Source organism: Pseudomonas monteilii NBRC 103158 = DSM 14164 (assembly GCF_000730605.1).
Taxonomy (GTDB): Bacteria; Pseudomonadota; Gammaproteobacteria; order Pseudomonadales; family Pseudomonadaceae; genus Aquipseudomonas; species Aquipseudomonas monteilii.
On sequence record NZ_BBIS01000020.1, the window covers coordinates 19,120 to 41,852 of the forward strand.

Here is a 22,733-nt window from a genome sequence, read left to right on the forward strand (position 1 = left end):
ATTCATGACCGTGTTGAAGATGACCGACCTCGACCTGCAAGGTAAACGCGTACTGATCCGTGAAGACCTCAACGTGCCTGTCAAGGACGGTGTGGTAGCCAGCGATGCGCGTATCCTGGCAGCGCTGCCGACCATCAAGCTGGCCCTGGAGAAGGGCGCGGCGGTAATGGTCTGCTCGCACCTGGGCCGCCCGACCGAAGGCGAGTTCTCTGCCGAGAACAGCCTCAAGCCGGTTGCCGACTACCTGAGCAAGGCCCTGGGCCGCGACGTGCCGCTGGTTGCCGACTACCTGGACGGTGTCGCGGTACAGGCCGGTGACCTGGTGCTGTTCGAGAACGTGCGCTTCAACAAGGGCGAGAAAAAGAACGCTGACGAACTGGCGCAGAAGTACGCTGCCCTGTGCGACGTGTTCGTCATGGACGCGTTCGGCACCGCTCACCGCGCCGAAGGTTCGACCCATGGTGTGGCCAAGTTCGCCAAGGTCGCTGCTGCCGGCCCGCTGCTGGCTGCCGAGCTGGATGCGCTGGGCAAAGCCCTGAAGGCGCCTGCCAAGCCGATGGCGGCCATCGTTGCCGGTTCCAAGGTGTCCACCAAGCTGGACGTGCTGAACAGCCTGAGCGCCGTGTGCGACCAGCTGATCGTCGGTGGCGGCATCGCCAACACCTTCCTGGCCGCTGCTGGCCACCCGGTGGGCAAGTCGCTGTACGAGCCTGACCTGGTCGACACCGCCAAGGCCATCGCCGCCAAGGTCAGCGTGCCACTGCCAGTAGACGTGGTGGTTGCCAAGGAATTCGCCGAAACGGCCGAAGCTACGGTCAAGGCCATCGCCGACGTGGCAGCCGATGACATGATCCTGGACATCGGCCCGCAAACCGCGGCCAACTTCGCCGAGCTGCTGAAGTCGTCGAAGACCATCCTGTGGAACGGCCCGGTCGGCGTGTTCGAGTTCGACCAGTTCGGCAACGGCACCCAGGTACTGGCCAAGGCCATCGCCGACAGCGCTGCATTCTCCATCGCCGGTGGCGGTGACACCCTGGCCGCTATCGACAAATATGGCGTCAGCAAGGATATCTCCTACATTTCTACCGGTGGTGGTGCCTTCTTCGAGTTCGTCGAGGGCAAGGTCCTGCCCGCCGTGGCAATCCTGGAAGAGCGGGCCAAGGCCTGATGACGTCGGCGCTTGGCAAAGGGAGTGGCCTGATGGTCAAGCAATTGCCTGTGATGATGCTGGCCGGCCTGCTGAGCGCCTGCTCTGGCAGCCCGGCTTCCGATGCCGATCCGGCGCATTCGCCCAGGGGCGGCTGCTATCAGTCCGAATGGCAGGCCGAAACCGTGCCGGTCATCAGCAAGCGCGTGGGCCCGGAAGGCCTGGAAAAGTACGACGAAGACCACCAGCGCAAGGCGCCGGGTTGCCCTTGAGCCCGGCGTTTCGTCGGCTCAGGCAACCAAGCGACCGCTGTGTGGTCATCTAGAGGATATGTAATGAAAGCGCTTTTGGCCGCTACGGCCCTGGCGACACTGGCAGGATGCTCACTGCTGCAGCCGGCGCAACCCGCCCCAGCAGACAACTGGACCCGTTGGGTCTGCGACACCCAGGCCGAAGTGCTGTGGCGCTTCGCCGATGCACAACGCGACCAGGTCGACGTGCGCCTGGGTGGCGGCGACCAGGTCTACCGGCTCAAGTCCGAGCCGGGTGCCTCGGGTGCGCTGTACAGCGATGGCATGCTGGCCTTCCACACCAAGGGCGAAGAAGGCCTGGTGTACTGGGTGGCAACCAACGATCTGATTGGGCGGGGCTGCAAGGCACCGTGACTGGCCGGGCCGCAACGGTGGCCCACACTACTTGAACAGCAACCGCCCCTGCGGCAGGCTTGCACGAAACAAACGACGCTTGTCGGGAGAGAGATACACAATGGCACTCATTAGCATGCGCCAGATGCTGGACCACGCCGCCGAGTTCGGTTACGGCGTACCAGCTTTCAACGTCAACAACCTCGAGCAGATGCGCGCCATCATGGAAGCGGCCGACAAGACCGACTCCCCGGTGATCGTCCAGGCTTCGGCCGGTGCCCGCAAATACGCTGGCGCCCCGTTCCTGCGCCACCTGATCCTGGCGGCCATCGAAGAATTCCCGCACATCCCGGTGTGCATGCACCAGGACCACGGCACCAGCCCTGACGTCTGCCAGCGCTCGATCCAGCTGGGCTTCAGCTCGGTCATGATGGACGGCTCGCTGGGTGAAGACGGCAAGACCCCGACCGACTACGAGTACAACGTCCGCGTTACCCAGCAGACCGTTGCCATGGCACACGCCTGCGGTGTTTCGGTAGAAGGCGAGCTGGGCTGCCTGGGTTCGCTGGAAACCGGCATGGCCGGTGAAGAAGACGGCATCGGCGCCGAAGGCGTTCTGGACCACAGCCAGATGCTGACCGACCCGGAAGAGGCTGCCGACTTCGTCAAGAAGACTCAGGTCGACGCCCTGGCGATCGCCATCGGTACCAGCCACGGTGCCTACAAGTTCACCAAGCCGCCTACCGGCGACGTGCTGGCCATCGACCGCATCAAGGAAATCCACAAGCGCATCCCCAACACCCACCTGGTGATGCACGGTTCTTCCTCGGTACCGCAAGAGTGGCTGGCGATCATCAACCAGTACGGCGGCGACATCAAGGAAACCTACGGTGTACCGGTTGAAGAGATCGTCGAAGGTATCAAGTACGGCGTACGTAAGGTCAACATCGACACCGACCTGCGTCTGGCCTCTACCGGTGCCATGCGCCGCCTGATGGCACAGAACCCGAGCGAGTTCGACCCACGCAAGTTCTTCGGCGAAACCGTCAAGGCCATGCGCGACGTGTGCATCGCCCGTTACGAAGCCTTCGGCACCGCCGGCAATGCCTCGAAGATCAAGCCGATCTCCCTGGAAGGCATGTACCAGCGCTACCTGAAAGGTGAGCTGGCCGCCAAGGTCAACTGATCGACCGGCAGCATGAAAAACCCGCAGCGATGCGGGTTTTTTTATGGGCGAGAGAACCTGCACATAATCCCGGCAGACTGACCGTTAGTCGGCTACCGTACAGTTGAGCCACTGATAGCGTTCTGATTGCATTGCGCGTTACGGCCTCGGGTCTAGAGTATTAATGGATCCAACCGTATTTTGAAGTCGGTCACATAACAGAGAAGCAGCATGGATGGCGCTCAAGCTCAACCACAGCCACTGGATGGCTGCTCGGTTCTTCTGGTGGTAGACGACTACCCCGAGAACCTCATCAGCATGCGGGCCTTGTTGGCCCGGCAGGATTGGCAAGTGTTGACGGCAAGCTCAGGGATGGAAGCCTTGAGCGCGTTGCTCGAGCACGATGTCGACCTGGTCCTGCTGGATGTGCAAATGCCGGAAATGGACGGTTTCGAAGTCGCCCGGCTAATGCGTGGCAGCCAACGCACCCGGCTGACCCCGATTATCTTCCTCACCGCCAACGAACAGTCCGAAGCCGCCGTGCTCAAAGGCTACGCCAGCGGCGCCGTGGACTACATGTTCAAGCCGTTCGACCCGCAAATCCTCAAGCCCAAGGTTCAGGCCTTGCTCGAACAGCAGCGCAACCGGCGCATGCTGCAACGTCTGAGCCGAGAGCTGGAGGCCGCCAGAGCATTCAATGCATCGATCCTGGAGAATGCTGCCGAGGGCATCCTGGTGGTAGATGCACAAGGTGTCATCAGTTTTGCCAACCCGGCCATTTCGCGCTTGCTGGCGGCACCGGTGCAGCAATTGCAGGGCGCTCACCTGCTTGACCTGGTGCAACTGGCCAATGCCAGGCTGTGGGGGGAGTCCGACTTCTACCAGGCCTACCTGGGGCGGCGCATTTTCCGCGTACACGATGCCCAGTTGCGCACTTTGGAGGGCGAGCTGGTGCCGGTGGCGCTGTCCTGTGCACCGCTGCCGGCCGACCAGCAGGCCATGGTGGTGACGGTGCTGGACATGTCGGTGGTGCGCAACCTGCACCAGCAATTGGAGTACCAGGCGGTTACCGACCCGCTCACCGGGTTGCTCAACCGGCGGGGTTTCTACCAGGCCGCCGAAGGTGCGCTGCTGCGTAACGAGCGCTCGGACAAGGCGCAGGCGCTGATGTACATGGACCTGGATGGCTTCAAGCGCATCAACGACTCGCTGGGCCATGAAACCGGTGACCGCGTGCTGCGCTGGGTAGGCGAGCAACTCAAGGACTGCCTGGGTAGCGAGGCGTTGCTGGCGCGGATGGGCGGTGATGAATTCACTGCACTGTTCGACAGCCTGCCTTACCCCGAGCAGGCGGGCCGTTATGCCGAGAAACTGCTTGAGCGTATTTCGATCAGTCACCAGATCGAAGGGCTTGATGTGAGCCTTGGGGTCAGTATCGGCATCGCCACCTACCCGGACTGCGGCGCCAATGTGGAGGGCCTGTTGCGTGCAGCCGATGCGGCGATGTATGCCGCGAAGCAGGCCGGGCGCCAGCAGTACCGCTTCTATGACCAGGAACTCAACGGCCGCGCACGTTCGCGCCTGATGCTTGAAGACGGCGTGCGCGCCGCCATCGAGCAGCAGGACTTCACCTTGGTCTATCAGCCTCAGGTGTCGTTCATCGATGGCCGTCTGCGTGGTTTCGAAGCATTGTTGCGCTGGCAGCACCCCAGCGTCGGCGACGTACCGCCGGGGCTGTTCATTCCGTTGCTGGAGGAAGCACGGCTGATCAACCGCCTGGCCAGTTGGATTTATCGGCAGGGGGCCGCTCAGCGCCAGGCCTGGTACAAACGCTTCCCCGCAGACCTGGTACTTGGCATCAGTTTGAGCCGTGCGCAGTTCGTCATGCCCAGCCTGGTTGAAGAGTTGCAGCGAGTCATCCAGCTTTACCAACTGGACCCGGCGCAGCTGGAGGTGGAAGTGGCGGAGACCTCGTTGATGTACAACATCGATGCGGCCGTCAAGCAGATACACCGCCTGCGCGAGTTGGGAGTTCGGGTGGCGCTGGATGACTTTGGGGCGGGTGACTGCTCATTGCGCATGCTGCGCGACTTGCCAATCGACACCCTCAAGCTTGACCGCCACCTGGTGGCACGCCTGCCCGACTCGGCGGTGGATGCGGCTTTGGTCCGCAGGGTGATTGGCCTGTGTGCCGACTACCGTATCACGGTGATTGCCGAAGGGGTGGAGACCCCGCCTCAGGCGGCCTGGCTCAAGGCCAATGGCTGTGAATATGTGCAGGGCTTCCTGGTGGCTCACCCGATGATCGCAGCGGACGCCAGCGGCTTTCCGGCAATTTTCTCGTGGCCAGGGCCATGATTGGCTAGAATCGGCATTCGTTACGCCGAATGCAGCGCCATGACCGTATTACGTTACTTGCAAGCCTACCCCCCGCACCTGCAAGCGCAGGTGCGGCAGATGATCGACAGCGGCCGCCTGGGCGAGTACCTGCAGCGACGCTACCCCGACCGCCATGACGTGCAAAGCGACAAGGCGCTTTATGGCTATGCCCAGGACCTGCGCCAGCAGTACCTGCGCACCGCGCCGGGCCTGGACAAGGTATTGTTCGACAACCGCCTTGACCTGACCCATCGGGCCTTGGGCCTGAATACGGCGGTGTCGCGGGTGCAGGGCGGCAAGCTCAAGGCGAAAAAGGAAATCCGCATTGCCTCGTTGTTCAAGGAGGCCGCGCCACAGTTCTTGCGCATGATCGTGGTGCACGAACTGGCGCACCTGCGCGAGCGCGATCACAGCAAGGCGTTCTACCAGCTCTGCCAGCACATGGAGCCGGACTACCACCAACTGGAATTCGACCTGCGCGTCTACCTGACTTATCGGGAGCTGCCGGGCAACGTTTAAGGACCACGCAGCATGGAAGTGAGCAAGACCAAGAGCAGCTTCTACCGCCGTTTGTACGTGGCCTGGCTGATCGACAGCCGGACCGCGACCAGCGTACCCGCGTTGATGGAGGCCACCGGGATGCCACGGCGCACGGCCCAGGACACCATCGCCGCCCTGGCCGACCTGGACATCGTCTGTGAGTTCGAGCAGCAGGAAGGCGCGCGCAATCATGCCGGGCATTACCGCATTCATGACTGGGGCGCGATCGACAAGCAGTGGATCATCCAGCACCTGCGGCAGATCCGCGAAGTCTTGGGCTACCCGTGAAGTTCCGGGGCCGCAGACTGGCCCCGGCAACCTCAACCTTTGCGCATCCCGATATGCGGAATATCGTCCTCAAGGTATTCCTCTCCCACCACCACAAACCCGTGCCGGGCATAGAACCCTTGCAAATGCGCTTGCGCCGACAGGTAAACCGGCACGCCTGGCCAGCAATGCTCAGCCGCCTCCAGCCCCTTGAGCAGCAACGGATGCCCCAGCTTCAGCCCGCGCGCTGACGGCGAAGTCACCACTCGCCCGATCACCACATCCCCGCCCTGGGACTGCGGATCGAGCAGGCGCAGGTAGGCGACCAGCTTGTCATCCTGCCAGGCCATCAGGTGCAGGGTATCGCCCGTCAGGTCCTGGCCGTCCACTTCCTGGTAGGCGCAGCGCTGCTCTACCACGAACACTTCCGTGCGCAATTGCAGAATGGCGTAGAGCTGGTCCTTGCCGAGGTCGGTGTGGTGCTTGCAGAGCCAGTCGATGGACATAGGCGCGAACTCCTTGAGTGAGCCATCGATCATCGCATGGCCTGTGCCCTTCGGCCAAAATAGAGGCTAAATGACACTATTGGCCGCTGCCCTCGGCGACCGCTTTGTGTAATCTCATCGGCAGTGTGTGCCCCCCATCGCGAAAGGACGTGAGCATGCGGCCACTGCTTTGTGTTCTGGGATTACTGGCAATGATGCTGGCAACACCCGTCGCAGCTGACGACAAGCTGCGCCTGGTGGCCGACAGCTGGCCGCCGTTCACCGATACCAGCATGCCGGGCGGGGGCTTGGCCACCAGCATTGTTACCACAGCGCTGGCCCGCGCGGGCTATGCCACAACGTTTGAAGAAGCGCCTTGGGCACGGGCGTTGCTGGGAGTGAGTGAAGGGCGTTACGACGTGCTGATCAATGCCTGGCAGAACGACTCGCGTGCCCGTATCGGGCAGTTCTCCAGCGCTTACCTGACTAATCGTATTCGCCTGCTGCATCGCACGGGCGAGCCATTGCGCTATCAGCACCAGTCGGACTTGTACCCCTACAGCATTGCTGTGGTGCGTGATTACGCCTACTCACCTGAGTTCGACGGCGATACCCGGTTGAACAAGGTGCCGGTGCGCAACTTTTCGTCGGCCGTGCGCATGCTAGCGGCGGGGCGGGTGAACCTGGCGGTGGAGGATGAGTATGTGGCGCGTTACAACTTGCAGCGTGAGCCGCAGGAAGTGCGCGATGGGGTAATGCTGGTGGAGCCGCCGTTGGGGGAGAACACCCTGCATATCCTGGTTAGCCTGAAGCACCCGGGGCATGCGCGGATTGTCCAGGGGTTCGAGCAGGCGATTGCGGCCATGAAGGCGGATGGCAGTTACGCGCGGTTGCTGCGCCAGTATGGTTTCTGAAGGTTGTGCCTGCTCTCAGGCAGGCGCACCCTCCTTGATCAAATGTGCCGCCAAGGTCCGCAATGGCCCCAGCTGCCGGCAAATCAGCGCCAACTGTGTCTGCACCAGCCGCTGATGCTCATCCAGCTCTTCCGGCATCTGCTCCAGGGCATTGGCCAGTGCCTCTTCTTCATCACTGTGAATCGCCACCGGTAACCGCGCCGCCAGCCCATTGGCTATTTCGTCCAGGCTGCTGGCCAGGCTTTGCCCGGCGCCTTCGATCAGCTGTTCCTGGACCTCCGCCGGCAATGCCGTGTCGCGGTGTGCACCCAGCCCGGAGAGGTAGCTGAGCAGGGTGTGCGACAGCACCAGGAAACGGAAGCCCACATCCGCTTCCTTACGGAAATGCCCAGGCTCCATCAGCATGTTGGCCAAGGTGGTGGACAGCGCCGCGTCGGCGTTGTGGGCATTGCGCCGGGCCAGGCGGTAGGCCAGGTCGTCGCGCTTGCCGTGGGCATACTGCTGCATGATCTGGCGCAGGTATACGCTGGCGCAGGCCAGGGTATTGGCCAGTGCCTTGTTCAGCCGCCGCCCTTGCCAGTCAGGCAGGAACAGGAACACCGCCAGGATGGCGATCAGGCTGCCCACAAGGGTATCGAACAGGCGCGGTAGGAACAGCCCATAGCCATCGCCGATCTGGTTGAAGCAGAACAGTACCATCAGGGTGATCGCCGCCGTGGCCAGGGTGTAGCGAGTGGTGCGGTTGACGAAGAACACCACCCCGGCGACCACGGCGAACAGCGACTGGATGACCGGGTTGGGGAACAGGTCGAACAACGCCCAGCCCACTGTCAGGCCGATGGCGGTGCCGAAGATTCGCTGTACCAGCTTGCGCCGGGTTGCGCCGTAGTTGGGCTGGCACACGAACAACGTGGTCAGGATGATCCAGTAGCCTTGGGTGGGGTGGATCAGGTGCACCATGCCGTAGCCTATCGACAGCGCCAGCGGTAGGCGCAGGGCATGACGGAACAACAGCGAGGTCGGCGTCAGCTGGGTACGCAGGCGTGTCCACACGTCTTTAAGCGAGCGTGGGGAGCGGTCGAGCAGGCTGCTGTCGCTGGCGTCGGCCAGGCTGTCCGGGTTGCTGGCGGCGCTTAGCAGGCGATCCAGTGTTGCCAGGTTGGCGGCCAGTGCCCGCAGCGAACGTAACAGGCCACGCCAGGCCGGGTTGCTCTGGATGCGCAGGTGCTCCAGTGAGGCATTGAGGTCCTCGAGCGCCTCGGGATAACCGCTGGCCAGCACGAACGGCTGGCGCAGGCGAATCGAGCGCGCCAGTTCCTGGCAGGACGAACCCTGCTTACGCAGCAGGCGCTGACAGCGAAACATCACGTCGCTGTGGAAAAACGCCTCGGTCAGGGCGTTGTAGGGGTAGTGCGAGGCACTGACGCGCTCGTGGATGTCCTGGGCCAGGAAGTACAGCTTGAGGTAACGGCTGACCTTGGAGTTCGGCTGGCTGTTACCCACCCGGTGCAGGATGATTTCCTTGGCTGCGTTGAGCGCCGCCACGACCTTGCCGTTTTGCTGCGCCAGTTCAAGGCGCCGGGCCTCGACGTCGAGGGTGCGTACCGGCTCGAACAGGCTGGCCTTGAGCTTGAGGTAGCTGCCCAGCTCGAAGAACAGCTTGGCCAGGCTTTGCTGCACTGGCTGGTTGGAAAACAGCGCCTGCCACAGCACTGACAGCAGCCCGTACCAGGCCGCACCCGCCACCAACAGCAACGGTTCGTGCCAGAAGTCCGTCACTTGGCCACCGCGCTGGTCTACGCCGATCATGGTGTACACCGCCGTGATCAGTGTCGCTGAGGCAATCGCACCATAGCGCTCGCCCAGTGCGCCAAGCATGGTCAGGCCGAATGCGGCCAAGGCCAAGGCAACAACGAAAACCCAGGGGTAGGGGAACAGCAGCTCCACCGCCAACGCGGCGATGGCAAAACACACGAGGGTAACGGCAAGGGCACTGAGACGGCCCTGCCAGCTGTCGTCGGTTTCGGCCAGGGCACTGGCGATGATGCCGAGGAACAGGGGGATCAGCAGGGCCATCTCGTTCTGGTACCAGCACAGGGCCAGGCTGCCGGTGAGGGCGATGGTGACCCGGATGCTGTAGCTGAACTTGTCTTGGCCCCACAGGCGACGCAGTGACTGACGGAACGAGCTCGATGACATGATGGCCTGCTAGGCAGTAAGCGAAGAATGCATTGCAGCACGGGCCAGCAAGAAGCGTTCCGTGCTGCTGAATGGATTCTACTCTACACGAACTGCGCTGCGGCGTTGGCTGATGCCCAGGCCCACTGGAAGTTGAAACCGCCCAGGTGGCCGGTGACGTCGAGCACTTCGCCAATGAAGTACAGCCCCGGGCTTTTGAGCGATTCCATGGTCTTGGACGACACTTCGCGCGTATCCACGCCGCCCAGGGTGACTTCGGCGGTGCGATAGCCTTCGGTGCCGGCCGGTACCACTTGCCAGTTCGCCAGCTTTTCGGCGATCTGTGCCAGCTCTGCCGGGGTGTACTGCTTCATCGGCCTGGACTCGAACCACTGCTCGGCCAGCAGGTTGGCCAGCTTGCGGGTGAACACCTCGCCTAGCACGGTCTTCAGTTCGGCGTTGGCGCGCTCGGTTTGCATCTGTTGCAGCCAGGTGAGCGCATCGCGGTCGGGCAGCAGGTTGATCTCCACCGTGTCACCGGCTTCCCAGAACGAAGAAATCTGCAAGATCGCCGGGCCGCTCAGGCCACGGTGGGTAAACAGCAGGTTCTCTCGGAAGCTGGTGCCATTGCAGCTGGCGGTGCAGTCCAGCGAGGTGCCGGACAACTCGGTGCACAGTGCCTTGAGTTGGGGCTCGGTGATGGTGAACGGCACCAGCCCGGCGCGGGTCGGCAGCAGGGTGTGGCCAAACTGGCGCGCCACCTGGTAGCCGAAACCGGTGGCACCCAGGGTCGGGATCGACAGGCCGCCGGTGGCAATCACCAGAGACTGGCAGGCGAACTGGCCACCGCTGGTCTGCAGCAGGTAGCCGGTTTCGGTCTTTTCGATCTGTTCGATGCTGGTATGCATGCGGATTTCGGCGCCAGCCTCGTCGCACTCGGCCAGCAGCATGTCGAGGATGTCGCTGGCCTTGTTGTCGCAGAACAGCTGGCCGAGCTTCTTCTCGTGGTACGCCACGCCGTGCTTGCACACCAGTTCGATGAAGTCCCATTGGGTGTAGCGGGCCAGGGCCGACTTGCAGAAATGCGCGTTCTGCGACAGGAAGTTGGCCGGCTCGGTGTACATGTTGGTGAAGTTGCAGCGCCCGCCGCCTGACATGAGGATCTTCTTGCCGGGCTTGTTGGCGTGGTCGAGCAGCAGCACCCGGCGGCCACGGCGGGCGCTGAGCTGGGCGCACATCAGGCCGGCGGCGCCGGCGCCGAGGATGATGACGTCGGTGGAATGCACGGTGTAAACCTATCTGGATTCGTAATGGGAACGCTGAACCGGTGGGAGCGGGTTTAGACGATACGGACTTTCAGGGCGCGGCCCTTGATCTTGCCGCTGTTCAGCCGCTGCATGGCCTGCTTGGCCAGCGCCCGCTCCACGGCAACGAACGCCTGGAAGTCGAAGATGGCAATCTTGCCCACCTGCTTGCCCGGAATGCCGGCATCACCGGTCAGTGCCCCGAGAATATCGCCCGGGCGCAGCTTGTCCTTGCGCCCGGCTGCAATGCACAGGGTGCTCATCACCGGCAGCAGCGGCTCGCCGCCTTTGTTCTTCAGGCTGTCCAGCTGGTCCCAGCGCAGCGGGCTCTTCTGTAGCGCCTCGATGGCCTGTGCGCGGTGGCCTTCGGCCGGTGCCACCAGGCTGACTGCAACACCTTTCTCACCCGCACGGCCAGTACGGCCCACACGGTGTACGTGGATTTCCGCATCACGCGCCAGCTCCACGTTGATGACCATGTCCAGGCCATCGATATCCAGGCCGCGCGCGGCCACGTCGGTAGCCACCAGCACCGAGCTGCTGCGGTTGGCGAACATGGTCAGCACCTGGTCGCGGTCGCGCTGCTCCAGGTCGCCATGCAGCGCCTGGGCAACGATACCCTTGGCGGTCAGGTGGGCAACCACGTCCTCGCACTGCTGCTTGGTGAAGCAGAACGCCACGCAGGACTGCGGGCGGTAGTGGCCGAGCACGCGGGTGACGGCCTCCAGGCGCTGCTGCGGGTCGATCTCGATGAAGCGCTGTTCGATCTGGTTGTCGGTGTGCAGGCTTTCGACCTTCACCTGCTGCGGGTTGCGCATGAAGTCGGCGGCCAGTTGCTTGATACCGGCCGGGTAGGTGGCTGAGAACAGCAGGGTCTGGCGGCGCGACGGGGTCTTGCCGATGATGCTGGCGATGGCGTCGAAGAAGCCCATGTCGAGCATGCGGTCGGCTTCGTCCAGTACCAGCGTGTTCAGACCATCGAGTACCAGGGTGCCCTTGTCCAGGTGTTGCTGGATACGCCCCGGGGTGCCGACGATGATGTGCGCACCGTGCTCCAGCGAAGCGATTTGCGGGCCCAGCGAAACGCCGCCGCACAGGGTGAGGATCTTGATGTTGTCCTCGGCGCGGGCCAGGCGGCGCAGCTCCTTGGCCACCTGGTCGGCGAGTTCGCGGGTAGGGCACAGCACCAGCGCCTGGCAGCCGAAGTAGCGCGGGTTGATCGGGTTCAGCAGGCCGATGCCGAAGGCGGCGGTCTTGCCGCTGCCGGTCTTGGCCTGGGCGATCAGGTCCTGACCCTTGAGGATGACTGGCAGGCTCTGGGCCTGGATCGGTGTCATCGAGGCATAGCCGAGGGCGTCCAGATTCGCCAGCATGGCGGCGGACAACGGCAGTGTGGCAAAGGCGGTGGATTCGGTGGTCACGAGGCTGGCCTGCGGTGCGAAGCGAAAAATGCCGCACAGTCTACCAGCCTCATGGTCATTCGCCCTACGACTCCATGTGTTCTTCCGGACGACGGGCACGCCTTCCGTCCGTGGGCGCCAGTTGCAGGAAGATCGCTGCCGCCAGCATGGCCATCACGCCGATGGTGACGAAGGTCAGCTGGAAGGCGCCCAAGGTGGACTCCACGCCTTCGGCGCTGCCCGCTGCGGTAAAGCCGCCCAGCAAGGCACCGGCACAGGCCACGCCCAGGCTCAGGGCCAGTTGCGCGACCACCGATAGCAGGCTGTTACCGCTGCTGGCGCTGGCGTCGTCCAGGTCGATCAGGGTCACGGTGTTCATCGCGGTGAACTGCATCGAGTTGACCGCCCCCAGCAAGCCCAACTGAATCAGCAGCACGGCGTAGGGCGTCTGCTCGTCGACCAGCCCCAGGCTGGCCAGCAGCAGGCCCAGCAGCAGGGTGTTGCCGGTGAGGATGATGCGGTAACCGAAGCGCTCGATCAGCGGGCGGGCAACGGACTTGGCCAGCATGGCCGCTGCCGCCAGCGGGATCATGCTCATGCCGGCCTGGGCCGGTGAGTAGCCCAGCGCGACCTGCAGCAGCAACGGCACCAGGAACGGCAGGGCGCCACTGCCCAAGCGGGCGAACAGGTTGCCGAGGATGCCGATGGCGAAGGTGCGCACGCGGAACAGGCTGGGCGAGAACAAAGGCTCCGGGTCGCGCCCGGCCCGCAGCCAGTAGGCGGCCAGGCACGCCATGCCGGCGAACAGCAGCAACATCACCCGCAAGTGCGGCAGGTGCAGCTCGCCCAGGCCTTCCATGGCGATGGTGATCAGTACCATCGCGGCGCCGAACAGCAGGAAACCGGGGCCGTCGAACGTGGTGCGCTCGGCGCCGCGCAGGTCTGGTATGAACTTCCATACCGCAAAGCAACCGATCAGGCCGACGGGCAGATTGAGCAGGAAGATCCAGTGCCAGCTGAGGATTTCCACCAGCCAGCCACCGACCGTCGGGCCCAGCAATGGGCCGAGCAGGCCGGGGATGGTGATGAAACTCATGATTCGCACCAGCTCGCTGCGTGGGTAGGCGCGCAACACCACCAGCCGCCCGACCGGCAGCATCAGCGCACCGCCCAGGCCCTGCACGACCCGGGCGAAGATCAAAAAGCCCAGGCTGTTGGCGGCGGCGCACAGCAGCGAGCCGAAACTGAACAGCAGGATGGCGCTGAAGAAGATGCGTTTGGTGCCGAAACGGTCGGCGATCCAGCCCGAGGCGGGGATCAGCAGGGCCACGGTGAGCATGTAGGCGATGATCACACCCTGCATGCGCAGCGGGTCTTCGGCCAGCGAGCGGGCCATGGCCGGCAGCGCAGTGTTGAGGATGGTGCCGTCCAGGGACTGCATGAAGAAGGCGATGGCCACCACCCAGGGGATCCAGCGGGCGGTGACGGGGTCTAGCGGTGGGCGTTCGGGCATGACTTCCTCGTTTGTCAGTGCCGGCCCCTTCGCGGCTAAAGGGCCAGCAAATCCAGTCACAATGTCAGTGTGAGACCTTTGACCAGCGCCCCCGGCAAATGACTCGACCCGGTACTGCGCTGTCCATAGGTGCTGGTCGACAAGATCATCTCGCGCTCGCGGGTCAGGTCCTCCAGCTGGCTGCCGAGCAAGCTGTAGAGGCTGTCATCGAAACGCATGGTGCTCACGGGCCCCTGGATCTGCCCGTTTTCTACCCAGAAGGTCGCGAACCGGGTCAGCCCGGTCATGCGCGCTGCCGGCAGGTCAGAGTAGTTCAGGTACCACAGGTTGCTGATATACAGCCCGGTGCCCAGGCGCTCGAGAATGTGCTCGCTCGCCAAGTTACCCGGTGCCAGGCTCAGTGCGCACGGCGACTCGTAGCTGTCGGCACCATTGGCCAGCAACTCGAATTCGGCCGCACTGCGCGCGCTGATCAACCGCTGCCGAGCCTCACCTTGCTGGATCAATGGCACATCCAGGCGTGGAGCCCCCTCATCGGAAAACGCCGGGCTCAGCGAACCGCTAACCTGCTCGGAGAAACTCACCAGCGGGCTCAGCCGGGCATCTGCGTTGTACAAACGCTGCAAGGCGCTGTTGCCGGTGGCCAGCGCCTGCGCGGAAAAGCCACCCCAGCACAGCATGCCGGCGATTTCGTCCATGGCCGCCGGGGCCAGGTAGGCGCGGTAGCTGCCGGGCTTGAGGGTGACTGCCGGGCGGCCGAGGAAGCCCAACTGTTCTCGCGCCTGGCGCAGACGTGCGATGAAGTCATCCGTGCTCCACACCTGGCCGGCATAGTTGGCCTTCACCGCCTGGCCGTTTTTGTGGAACAGGCTCCAGTCGAAGTTGAAGCTGTTGGCCTGGTGCCAGCCAAAGGCACCGAACGAACTGGCAAAGCCCCGGCAGATCGGGCCGGCAGCGTAGATACCGACCAGGTCCAGCTCGCCTGCTTCGCGGTCGAGCAGGGCCAGTACTTCGTCCAGTTCGGGCAGGGGCTGCGCCTGCAGGCTGTGGCTTTGCCAGGCACTTTCGTCTAGCCGCAGATAAGGGTCAACGGCCAACAGTGGCAAGGTCTGGCGCAGTTGCTCCAGCGCATCGCCAAGGCGCTGGCGGTCCAGTTGCGCGTCGCCACTCAAGGTCACCTGCTGTTCCGCCTGGCGGCCATCACGGACCAGCCGCAGTTGCGCGCTGGCCTGGCTGACAGTGCCGGCCTGGCGCACCTTGGCGTGGTTGAAACGCACGAATTGCGACTGTTCGGCGCTGTAGCCGAGGGTGAACTGCTCGCCTGCTTGCAGGGCGGCGCGCACATCCCCGACCAAGGTTTCGAAAGCATGTTTCATCAGGCGTCTCCTCCGAATACGTCGATCTGGCGGAATACGCAGGCGGGCGATGCATGGCCGACCCGCACCACTTGGTTGGGCTCGCCTTTGCCGCAGTTGGGCGTGCCGAGTACCTGGAAGGTGCTGCGGTCGCCAACCGCCACCAGGTTGCGCCAGAACTGTGCGGAGATGCCGCGGTAGTTGGGGTTCTTGACGATGCCCTTGAGCTCGCCGTTTTCGATCAGCTGGCCCCATTCGCAGCCGAACTGGAACTTGTTGCGTGCATCGTCGATGGACCAGGAGCGGTTGGTGCGCATCAGGATGCCGTGCTCGATACCCTTCACCAGTTGCTCCAGGCTTTGGTCGCCCGGCTCGATGTTCAGGTTGGCCATGCGGTCGATCGGTGCACGGTTCCACCCGCAGGCGCGGCTGTTGGCCACGCCGTCCAGGCCAGAGCGGAATTGCGACAATGCGCCGCCCAGCGGGCGCAACAGCAGGCCGTCGCGGATCAGGAACTGCTTGCTGGCCGGGGTGCCGTCGTCATCGAAGCTGTAGCTGGCCAGCTCTTCGCCGATGGTGGGGTCGAAGGTCACGTTCAGCAGGTTGGAGCCGTACTGCAGGTGGCCGAAATCGCTGGCTTTGACGAAGCTGGTGCCAGCGTAATTACGCTCGTCACCGAGGATGCGGTCCATTTCCAGCGGGTGGCCGATGGACTCGTGAATCTGCAGCATCATCTGGTCTGGCATCAGCAGCAGGTCGCGTGGGCCGCTGGGGGTGTTGGGTGCCAGCAGCAACTGCAGTGCCTCGTCGGCAACTTGCCGGGCGGCGCCCACCAGCCCGCAACGCTCGATGATTTCGAACCCGCCCTGCTGGCCGAAGTTGTCGCGGCCCAGGCTGCGGCTCTGGCTGTCCTGGCCATCGCTGGCGGTGACACCCAGGCCCGGGAACAGGAAGCGCTGGGCGTGGCGCAGTTCGGCACCGGCCGAGTTCAGGTAGGTTTGCTCGACCAGGGTCAGGCCCAGGCTCGCCTGCCAGTCCACCAGGCGGCTGTCCTTGGGCACGCTGGCCGATTCGGCGGCGAGTAAGCCAAGGCAGTCGGCGAGGGACGGCACGGGCTGGTCGAAGTTGGGTGAGATGTGGTCGTGCCGCGCGCTGGTCACGGGCTGGTCGCACAGATCGAGCAAGCTGTGCCGGGCGATCTGTCGGGCCAGGGCCTCGGCCTGTTCCAGCGCGTGTTGCAGACCCGCCTGGGACAGGTCGGCGGTGGCCGCGTAAGCCTCCACGCCGTTGACTCGCACAGTGAGCATGGCGCCTTCGTCCTGGCTGAAGAACGGAGGTTCGGCAACGTTGCGGCGAACCGACAGCGCCTGGTGCGACTGTTTCACATGGCGCAGGGAAAACAATTCGGCCGTACTGCGCAGCGCGGCAAAGCGCTGGCGCAGCAGGGCGCTGGAATCAAACATGCACAAGCCTCCGTGTACACGGTGGCTCCCCCTTAGAACCACCCCTCTAGCAATGCCAGCTCATTATGGCAGCCCGGTACTTTCCAGGTCAGGAAATAACGCGCGGCGGGAAATGGTCGGGCGTTGCCACCCCTTCTTTCTGGATGGCGGCTTTCAACATTCCGTTCAAATGCAGCGCGACATGGTGAGAGGTGTCCGTCAGCAGGTAGACGTGATGCTCGGCGAGGTCGGGCAAGCCCATGCCCTCCACGTAAGTGAGCGATGGGTCGGCGTTATCCAGCCCTTCGACGATGCCAACGGCCAGGCCACTCCTCATGCAGGCCAGCACGGCATGCCAGTTGGCGCTTTCCAGCAGGATGCGGTACGCGATGCCTTGGGCTTTCAGTGCCTGCAAGGCCGCCTCTCTGTACGGGCAGCCTTTCAACTGCAGAGCCAGTGGCAAGGGGCGGCTGGCATCATGATTGAACCCCGGGGCGGCGGCCCAGCGAGGCTGAGTCGATCGTATCCATTCACCTTGCTGCCAGTCTTCACTGCTGACCGCCACTGCCAGGTCCAGCCGCTGTCGGGCAAACAGGTCGATGAGCTCGGCACTGGACCGTGCCACGGCCTCCAGTTCCAGTTTCGGGTTACTGGCAACAAACACCGGCAAGAAGTCGCTCATGAGGTTGGCGGCATAGCCGTCGGGCACACCCAGGCGCACTTTTCCGGTGATCTGCTGCGGTGACAGCGTAGCCAGCAACCTGTCATGCGCCATCAGAAAACGTGTTGCCTCGCCCAGCAAGTGCCGGCCTGCCGGGGTCAGCTCCACCGATTGGTTGCTGCGGGCAAACAGTTGTTGCCCGACCTTTTCTTCCAGCTTCTGGATTTGTGTGGTTACCGCCGAAGGGCTGCGGTGGACGTAGTCGGCTGCATCCTTGAAGCGGCCCAGCCGCGCTACTGCCTGGAAGGTTCTCAGTACGTTGATGTCGAGGCCTTTGCCCATTGCGCCACCTGATTTAGCCGGATCGAACCAGCGCTTCGATTTATTCAACTGTACAGGCTTTATACCCCCTCTTACTGTGAGGTCAAAGCACGCCTACCTCCCGAAAATGCAATGGAATGATACGGATGAGCCTGAACGACTTCGTTGTAGATGCACTTGTGCATACCCCTTCGTACCAGAACGCTCGGCTATGGACGGTCGAGAACCACGAGAAGTACTCGACCCTGTCTCAGCCTGAGCTTGGGCCGCAAAGCGATCATCGTTTTAACCACGAGATATTTCTGCTGATGCGGGCCTTGAATGAACAGGGTGTGGGGCAGGAGGGGCTGTGTGCCGACGCACAAGGACAGGGGGCGCTCAAAAGCGTCATTAGCAATGTTGCCGACCGCCTGGCAGCACTTGGCAATGGGCGCAGGGTGCACTATGTCGAGTTGGGCCCTGAGCCGATCAAGAGCGCTTGCCTGCTGAAGCGAATGGCCGAGACTTCCAGCTCCATTCGCTACACCGCCATCGATATCAACCAGACTTCGGAGCCCGCGATGAGTGATGCGGTGCGGCCGATAGTGCAGGGCGACGGGAGCTTCAACTACATCGCCGCCGACTACCGCACGGTCACCCATGACGATTTACGTCACGACCAGGAGCTTACCCTGATCACCCTGCTGGGCTTTCAGGAGGGTAACGAGTTGCCGGTGAGCACGGGAAGGCTGATCCGTAGTCTTGCAGGTGAAACGACCTACATTCTTTCGGAAATGCAGGTGTACGAGGAAGGGTTGGAACAGCCCATCCTTGGGTTCTACGCCAACCCCAACATGCTGCAGTTCTCCCGAATGGTTGCGCTTCAACAAGGCTTCACACCGTCGGGGCCGCATGAAGCCATGCTCGTGCCGTTGCGAATTCTGGGTGAGTCGATCCATGTGGCTGTGACCCTGCAGCCTGTTCAGCGCCTACATCAACATGGGTATCTGCTGACCAATATCTGCCTCAAGTACACGCCCGAACAGTTCCGTCGCATCAGGGCACAGCACTGCAACTGCAGCGTGATGGACGAATTTGCCAGTGGCGACGGCTCGGTGCGCTATCAAATCGCGAAGTACCTCCAGTAGCGGCTTACAGGGACAGACTCATCATGAACCACTCAGACACCTTACCTTTGTTCGAGCGCGGCGTTGGCCGTGTGAAGCTGGCGCTCAAGTCAACGCTGAAGCGCGCGCCGCGACCTTCGTCGATATGCCTCGGCGAGGAGGTTGCCTGGCGGGACGATCTGCTCTGGCCCCAAGGCGCCACCATCGCCGATACCCGAACACTGGGAGAGCTGGGCTATACCCGCAGCCCGCACGCCAAAATTTCGGTCGATACCATCACTGGGGTAGCGGTTGTCCATCGGCTGTTCACACCTGAAGGTGTTGCGGCCTTGCAAGGCATCTGCACACGCCTGGAGGAAGCCGCTGGCGACAGTGAATGGATCATTTCCCGGCGCACGCGAGGGGTTACCGCGCTGTCGTCGTTCATCAACGACATGATGTGCAGTCGCGCATTCCTGTTGGCCGTGTCGCGCATTGCGGGCGTGCCGCTGGTGCCTTACCCCATGCTCAACGCCCGCTCGCAGATCAACTATTTCTATCCCAAGCCAGCGGAGCAACAGCAGCAACTGGGCATGTGGCACACGGACGGCACCAATTATGTGCTCAACATCGTGCTGTCGGGGCCTTCCGATTACAGCGGCGGCGAGTTCCTGTTCCACAACGGTACAGTCGATACCTTTGATGCCCTGGATTACCGCACCTTCGAAACTGCACGCCTGGACGCGCCTGGTGATGCCTTGTTCATCTACGGCAGCCGATTATTTCACGGTGTTCGCCCGGTACTCAGCGGGCGACGCATGTCACTGGTGTTGTCGTTCCATTGTCCCTGGTTCAGTGACGACTCCAACCGTTTCTGGCACCTGGCTTCTGACGACGGCATTCCCGCGACCCTGCCGAATTGGCTGGGGTTACGCTGGGCACTGCACCGGCCGGCTGCCCGGCACTATGCGCGTATCGGCATTGAGCCGATTACGTTCGAGGAATTGCATCCCATAGGGGCGTGAGTATGCCAAGCAGTGTGCTCTACCTGATCCTGCTGCAAGCCATTTTTGTCCTGTCCTGGAGTTCGGGCTTCATTGGCGCCCGGCTGGGTACAGAGGACGCGGGTGCGATCAGCCTGCTCTTCTGGCGCTTTCTGCTGGTCAGCATCTGCCTGTTGCCCATTGTCGCGCATCGACTGGGGGCATTGTCGTGGGCACAAATACGCTACAACGCCGTGATCGGCTTTTTGGCCCAGTTCGCCTACCTGGTGAGTGTTTACATCGCTATTCGAGGTGGGCTACCGGCCGGGATCGCTGCCATTATTTGCGCCCTGCAGCCACTGATAACGGCATCGATGAGCCGCAAGGACCAGCATGAGCGCAGCGGTCGGCAGGAGTGGCTGGGGCTTGGGGTCGGGTTCGCGGGCGTAAGTGTGGTCGTGCTGGGAGAGTACAGCCTGTCCACGACCCGGCTTGAGCTTTGGCTATACGCTCTGCCGCTGATCGCCGCCGTCACGTTGTCCATTGCCACACTTTATCAGCGGCGGCAATCGGTACTGGCGACCGACCACAGCAAGGACGGCTTGTTGATGCCGCTGTTTTTGCAGTCAACCACGACGTTGGTACTGCTGGCAGCCACAGGCTTGCCGCTGGGCCTGATCGAGGTGCCTGCCAGCACGCAAGTCTGGGCGGCTGTTGCATGGCTGACCTTGTTCTCGACGTTCATCGCCTACTTGAGCCTGTGGATACTGCTCACAAAACTGTCGGCGACTCGCGTTTCGGCACTGGTCTATCTGGAGCCGCCAGTGACCTTGCTATGGGCAGCACTGATGTTCGGGGACGCGATCCACTGGACAACCTATGCAGGCGTCGCAGTGGTCGCTGCGGGAATCGCCATTGCGCGTAGCCCGCGCAGGGTGACTTCGCCTGCACATGCAGTGGAGAGATAGGCACCGTGCATGAAGGCGCGCAATGCGCTCCTAGAACCAGGCGTCTTGCATCGCGAGGCAGGTGTCGTCGCGTGCCTCTAGCAATGCCAGCTCATGATGGCAGCCCGGTACTTCCCAGGTCAGGAAATAACGCGCCGCTTGCAGCTTGCCGAGGTAAAAGTCGCGGTCGCTGGCGTTGCCCTTGAGCAGGCCAAGCTCGGCGTGAATGGCCTGTTCCAGCCAACGCCAGCCGATCACGCAGTGGCCGAACGCCTTGAGGTACAGGGCCGAGTTGGCCAAGGCACCAGAAACTTTGCCCTGGGCCAGGTCGCTGAGCAGGGCAAGGGTCACGCTTTGCAGTCGGTTGACCAATTGCTCCAGCGGCTGGCGCATAGGGTCGAGGTTCGGGTGATGGCTGGCGCGCTCGGCCGTACCGGCGATCAGGCGGATCAGTTGCTTGAGGCCGGCGCCATTGTTCTGCGCCAGCTTGCGGCCGAGCAGGTCGAGCGACTGGATGCCTTCGGTGCCTTCGTGGATCGGGTTCAGGCGGTTGTCGCGGTAGTACTGTTCTACCGGGTATTCGCGGGTATAGCCGTGGCCGCCGAGAATCTGGATGGCCAGTTCGTTGGCCTTGAGGCAGAAGGCCGAGGGCCAGGATTTGACGATAGGGGTCAGCAGGTCGAGCAGCTCCTGAGCCTGCTTGCGAGTGCTTTCTTCGCTGGCGGTCTGGGTGTCGTCGAACAGGCGAGCGGCGTATAGGCCCAGGTCGAAGGCGCCTTCGACGTAGGCCTTCTGCGCCAGCAGCATGCGTTTCACATCACTGTGTTCGATGATCGGCACCGCCGGACTGTGCGGGTCTTTGTTATCCGGCAGTCGACCCTGCGGCCGCTGGCGGGCGTATTCCAGCGAGTACAGGTAACCGGCGTAACCGAGCATCACCGCGCCCATGCCGACGCCGATGCGTGCCTCGTTCATCATCTGGAACATGCAGGCCAGGCCTTGGTGCGGTTGGCCGACCAGGTAGCCGACGCACTCGCCGTTGTCACCGAAGTTCAGCGCGGTAGAGGTGGTGCCGCGCCAGCCCATCTTGTGGAACAACCCGGCCAGCAGCACATCATTGCGTGGGCCACGGCTGCCGTTCTGGTTCACCAGGTATTTCGGCACGATGAACAGCGAGATGCCTTTCACCCCAGGCGGGGCGTCCGGCAGTTTGGCCAGCACCATGTGCACGATGTTGTCGGACAGTTCGTGATCGCCGCCGGAGATGAAGATCTTGTTGCCCTTGAGCCGGTAGCTGCCGTCGCCGGCAGGTTCGGCGCGGGTGCGGATGTCGGCCAGCGATGAGCCGGCGTGGGGCTCGGTCAGCGCCATGGTGCCGAAATAACGGCCCTCGATCATCGGCTGCAGGAACAGGCGCTTTTGCTCGTCGGTGCCAAAACTCTCGATCAGGTTGGCTGCGCCCATGGTCAGGAACGGGTAGGCCGTGGTGCCGGCGTTGGCGGCCTGGAAGTGGGCGAAGCAGGCTTGTGAGACCAGGCTGGGCAGCTGCATGCCGCCGGCTTCGAAATCGCGGTTAGCGTTGAGGAAGCCGGCTTCGAGGAAGGCATCGACCGCGGGCTTCACCTCCGGGATCAGTTCGGCCCGGCCGTCCACATAGCGCGGCTCGTTCTCGTCGGCCTTGCGGTTGTGCGGGGCGAAGTACTTTTCGGCGATGGTGCGGGCGGTGGTTAGCGCGGCGTCGAAGGTTTCGCGGTTGTGCTCGGCGAAGCGCGGGCGCTGAGTGAGGGCTTCGGCGTCGAGGACTTCATAGAGTTCGAAGGCGAGGTTGCGGCGGCTGAGCAGGGTCTCGGGCATGGTGGCGGTCCTGAGGCGGGATGCTGCGAGTGTAGGGGCGAGGTCGGGGTGGGGACAGGTTAATAGGTTTGGGTGATATGGGTTTAGAAAGGGTTTGGGGCATTTAGGCGCTTGTCTTTTGTTTTTTGGCGCCTGCGCGATCGAGCGCC

20 protein-coding genes are annotated in these 22,733 nt (G+C 63.0%); 11 read left to right on the forward strand and 9 right to left on the reverse strand.

Annotated elements, in window-relative coordinates; all coding sequences use genetic code 11:
• The first annotated feature begins 4 nt into the window (after positions 1-4).
• The 7 genes from PM2_RS12030 to PM2_RS12060 all read left to right on the forward strand — a co-directional run bounded on the left by PM2_RS12030 (position 5) and on the right by PM2_RS12060 (position 6,163).
• The gene (locus tag PM2_RS12030) at positions 5-1,168 is read left to right on the forward strand and encodes a phosphoglycerate kinase (protein ID WP_028698472.1); all 1,164 of its coding nucleotides are present in this window, start codon (positions 5-7) and stop codon (positions 1,166-1,168) included.
• Positions 1,168-1,419, forward strand: coding sequence for a hypothetical protein (locus PM2_RS12035; RefSeq protein WP_016712385.1), 252 nt, complete (start codon positions 1,168-1,170; stop codon positions 1,417-1,419). Before PM2_RS12030 ends, PM2_RS12035 begins: the two co-directional genes overlap by 1 nt.
• Before the next feature lie 63 nt (positions 1,420-1,482).
• On the forward strand, positions 1,483-1,812 hold the full coding sequence (locus PM2_RS12040; RefSeq protein WP_016712384.1) for an MliC family protein: 330 nt from the start codon (positions 1,483-1,485) through the stop codon (positions 1,810-1,812).
• A gap of 100 nt (positions 1,813-1,912) precedes the next feature.
• Positions 1,913-2,977: a class II fructose-bisphosphate aldolase gene (gene fba, locus PM2_RS12045; RefSeq protein ID WP_016712383.1), complete on the forward strand. Its 1,065-nt coding sequence runs from the start codon at positions 1,913-1,915 to the stop codon at positions 2,975-2,977.
• A gap of 210 nt (positions 2,978-3,187) precedes the next feature.
• The gene (locus tag PM2_RS12050; protein ID WP_028698473.1) at positions 3,188-5,314 is read left to right on the forward strand and encodes a putative bifunctional diguanylate cyclase/phosphodiesterase; all 2,127 of its coding nucleotides are present in this window, start codon (positions 3,188-3,190) and stop codon (positions 5,312-5,314) included.
• A gap of 39 nt (positions 5,315-5,353) precedes the next feature.
• On the forward strand, positions 5,354-5,854 hold the full coding sequence (locus tag PM2_RS12055; protein WP_026020381.1) for a M48 metallopeptidase family protein: 501 nt from the start codon (positions 5,354-5,356) through the stop codon (positions 5,852-5,854).
• Positions 5,855-5,866: 12 nt separating this feature from the next.
• Complete coding sequence (locus tag PM2_RS12060; protein WP_016712380.1) at positions 5,867-6,163, forward strand: winged helix-turn-helix domain-containing protein; 297 nt, start codon at positions 5,867-5,869, stop codon at positions 6,161-6,163.
• A 32-nt stretch (positions 6,164-6,195) separates the two neighbouring features.
• Here PM2_RS12060 and PM2_RS12065 read toward each other — a convergent pair whose 3' ends face one another.
• Entirely contained in the window at positions 6,196-6,648 is a 453-nt protein-coding gene (locus PM2_RS12065; RefSeq protein ID WP_016712379.1) for a GNAT family N-acetyltransferase, read from the reverse strand.
• Positions 6,649-6,803: 155 nt separating this feature from the next.
• On the opposite strand from PM2_RS12065, the gene PM2_RS12070 reads away from it, so the two are divergent.
• On the forward strand, positions 6,804-7,541 hold the full coding sequence (locus tag PM2_RS12070) for a substrate-binding periplasmic protein (protein ID WP_028698474.1): 738 nt from the start codon (positions 6,804-6,806) through the stop codon (positions 7,539-7,541).
• Positions 7,542-7,556: 15 nt separating this feature from the next.
• Here the strand turns inward: PM2_RS12070 and yccS are convergent, their stop codons facing one another.
• The 7 genes from yccS to PM2_RS12105 form a co-directional block, all read right to left on the reverse strand.
• A complete protein-coding gene (gene yccS, locus PM2_RS12075) occupies positions 7,557-9,740 on the reverse strand; it encodes a YccS family putative transporter (RefSeq protein ID WP_028698475.1) in 2,184 nt (727 codons plus the stop codon).
• 83 nt (positions 9,741-9,823) lie between these two features.
• Positions 9,824-11,005 (reverse strand): BaiN/RdsA family NAD(P)/FAD-dependent oxidoreductase, encoded by a 1,182-nt coding sequence (locus PM2_RS12080; protein WP_016712376.1) that lies wholly within the window; start codon positions 11,003-11,005, stop codon positions 9,824-9,826.
• 53 nt (positions 11,006-11,058) lie between these two features.
• A complete protein-coding gene (gene dbpA, locus PM2_RS12085) occupies positions 11,059-12,396 on the reverse strand; it encodes an ATP-dependent RNA helicase DbpA (RefSeq protein WP_230852947.1) in 1,338 nt (445 codons plus the stop codon).
• 112 nt (positions 12,397-12,508) lie between these two features.
• Positions 12,509-13,936: a multidrug transporter subunit MdtD gene (gene mdtD / locus PM2_RS12090; protein WP_016712374.1), complete on the reverse strand. Its 1,428-nt coding sequence runs from the start codon at positions 13,934-13,936 to the stop codon at positions 12,509-12,511.
• Between the two features lie 56 nt (positions 13,937-13,992).
• Entirely contained in the window at positions 13,993-15,312 is a 1,320-nt protein-coding gene (locus tag PM2_RS12095) for a TldD/PmbA family protein (protein ID WP_016712373.1), read from the reverse strand.
• Positions 15,312-16,754: a TldD/PmbA family protein gene (locus tag PM2_RS12100; RefSeq protein WP_028698477.1), complete on the reverse strand. Its 1,443-nt coding sequence runs from the start codon at positions 16,752-16,754 to the stop codon at positions 15,312-15,314. Before PM2_RS12100 ends, PM2_RS12095 begins: the two co-directional genes overlap by 1 nt.
• An 88-nt stretch (positions 16,755-16,842) precedes the next feature.
• Positions 16,843-17,736 (reverse strand): LysR family transcriptional regulator, encoded by an 894-nt coding sequence (locus PM2_RS12105; protein WP_016712371.1) that lies wholly within the window; start codon positions 17,734-17,736, stop codon positions 16,843-16,845.
• A 125-nt stretch (positions 17,737-17,861) separates the two neighbouring features.
• Here PM2_RS12105 and PM2_RS12110 point away from each other — a divergent pair, with 125 nt between their 5' ends.
• The 3 genes from PM2_RS12110 to PM2_RS12120 are packed head-to-tail and all read left to right on the forward strand — an operon-like array spanning position 17,862 to position 20,751.
• Positions 17,862-18,842: a hypothetical protein gene (locus PM2_RS12110; RefSeq protein WP_016712370.1), complete on the forward strand. Its 981-nt coding sequence runs from the start codon at positions 17,862-17,864 to the stop codon at positions 18,840-18,842.
• 23 nt (positions 18,843-18,865) lie between these two features.
• A complete protein-coding gene (locus tag PM2_RS12115; protein WP_016712369.1) occupies positions 18,866-19,825 on the forward strand; it encodes a 2OG-Fe(II) oxygenase in 960 nt (319 codons plus the stop codon).
• A 2-nt stretch (positions 19,826-19,827) separates the two neighbouring features.
• Positions 19,828-20,751, forward strand: coding sequence for a DMT family transporter (locus tag PM2_RS12120; RefSeq protein ID WP_016712368.1), 924 nt, complete (start codon positions 19,828-19,830; stop codon positions 20,749-20,751).
• A 30-nt stretch (positions 20,752-20,781) separates the two neighbouring features.
• On the opposite strand, the gene PM2_RS12125 is transcribed toward PM2_RS12120, so the two are convergent.
• Complete coding sequence (locus tag PM2_RS12125; protein ID WP_028698478.1) at positions 20,782-22,584, reverse strand: acyl-CoA dehydrogenase; 1,803 nt, start codon at positions 22,582-22,584, stop codon at positions 20,782-20,784.
• Positions 22,585-22,733 lie beyond the last annotated feature (149 nt).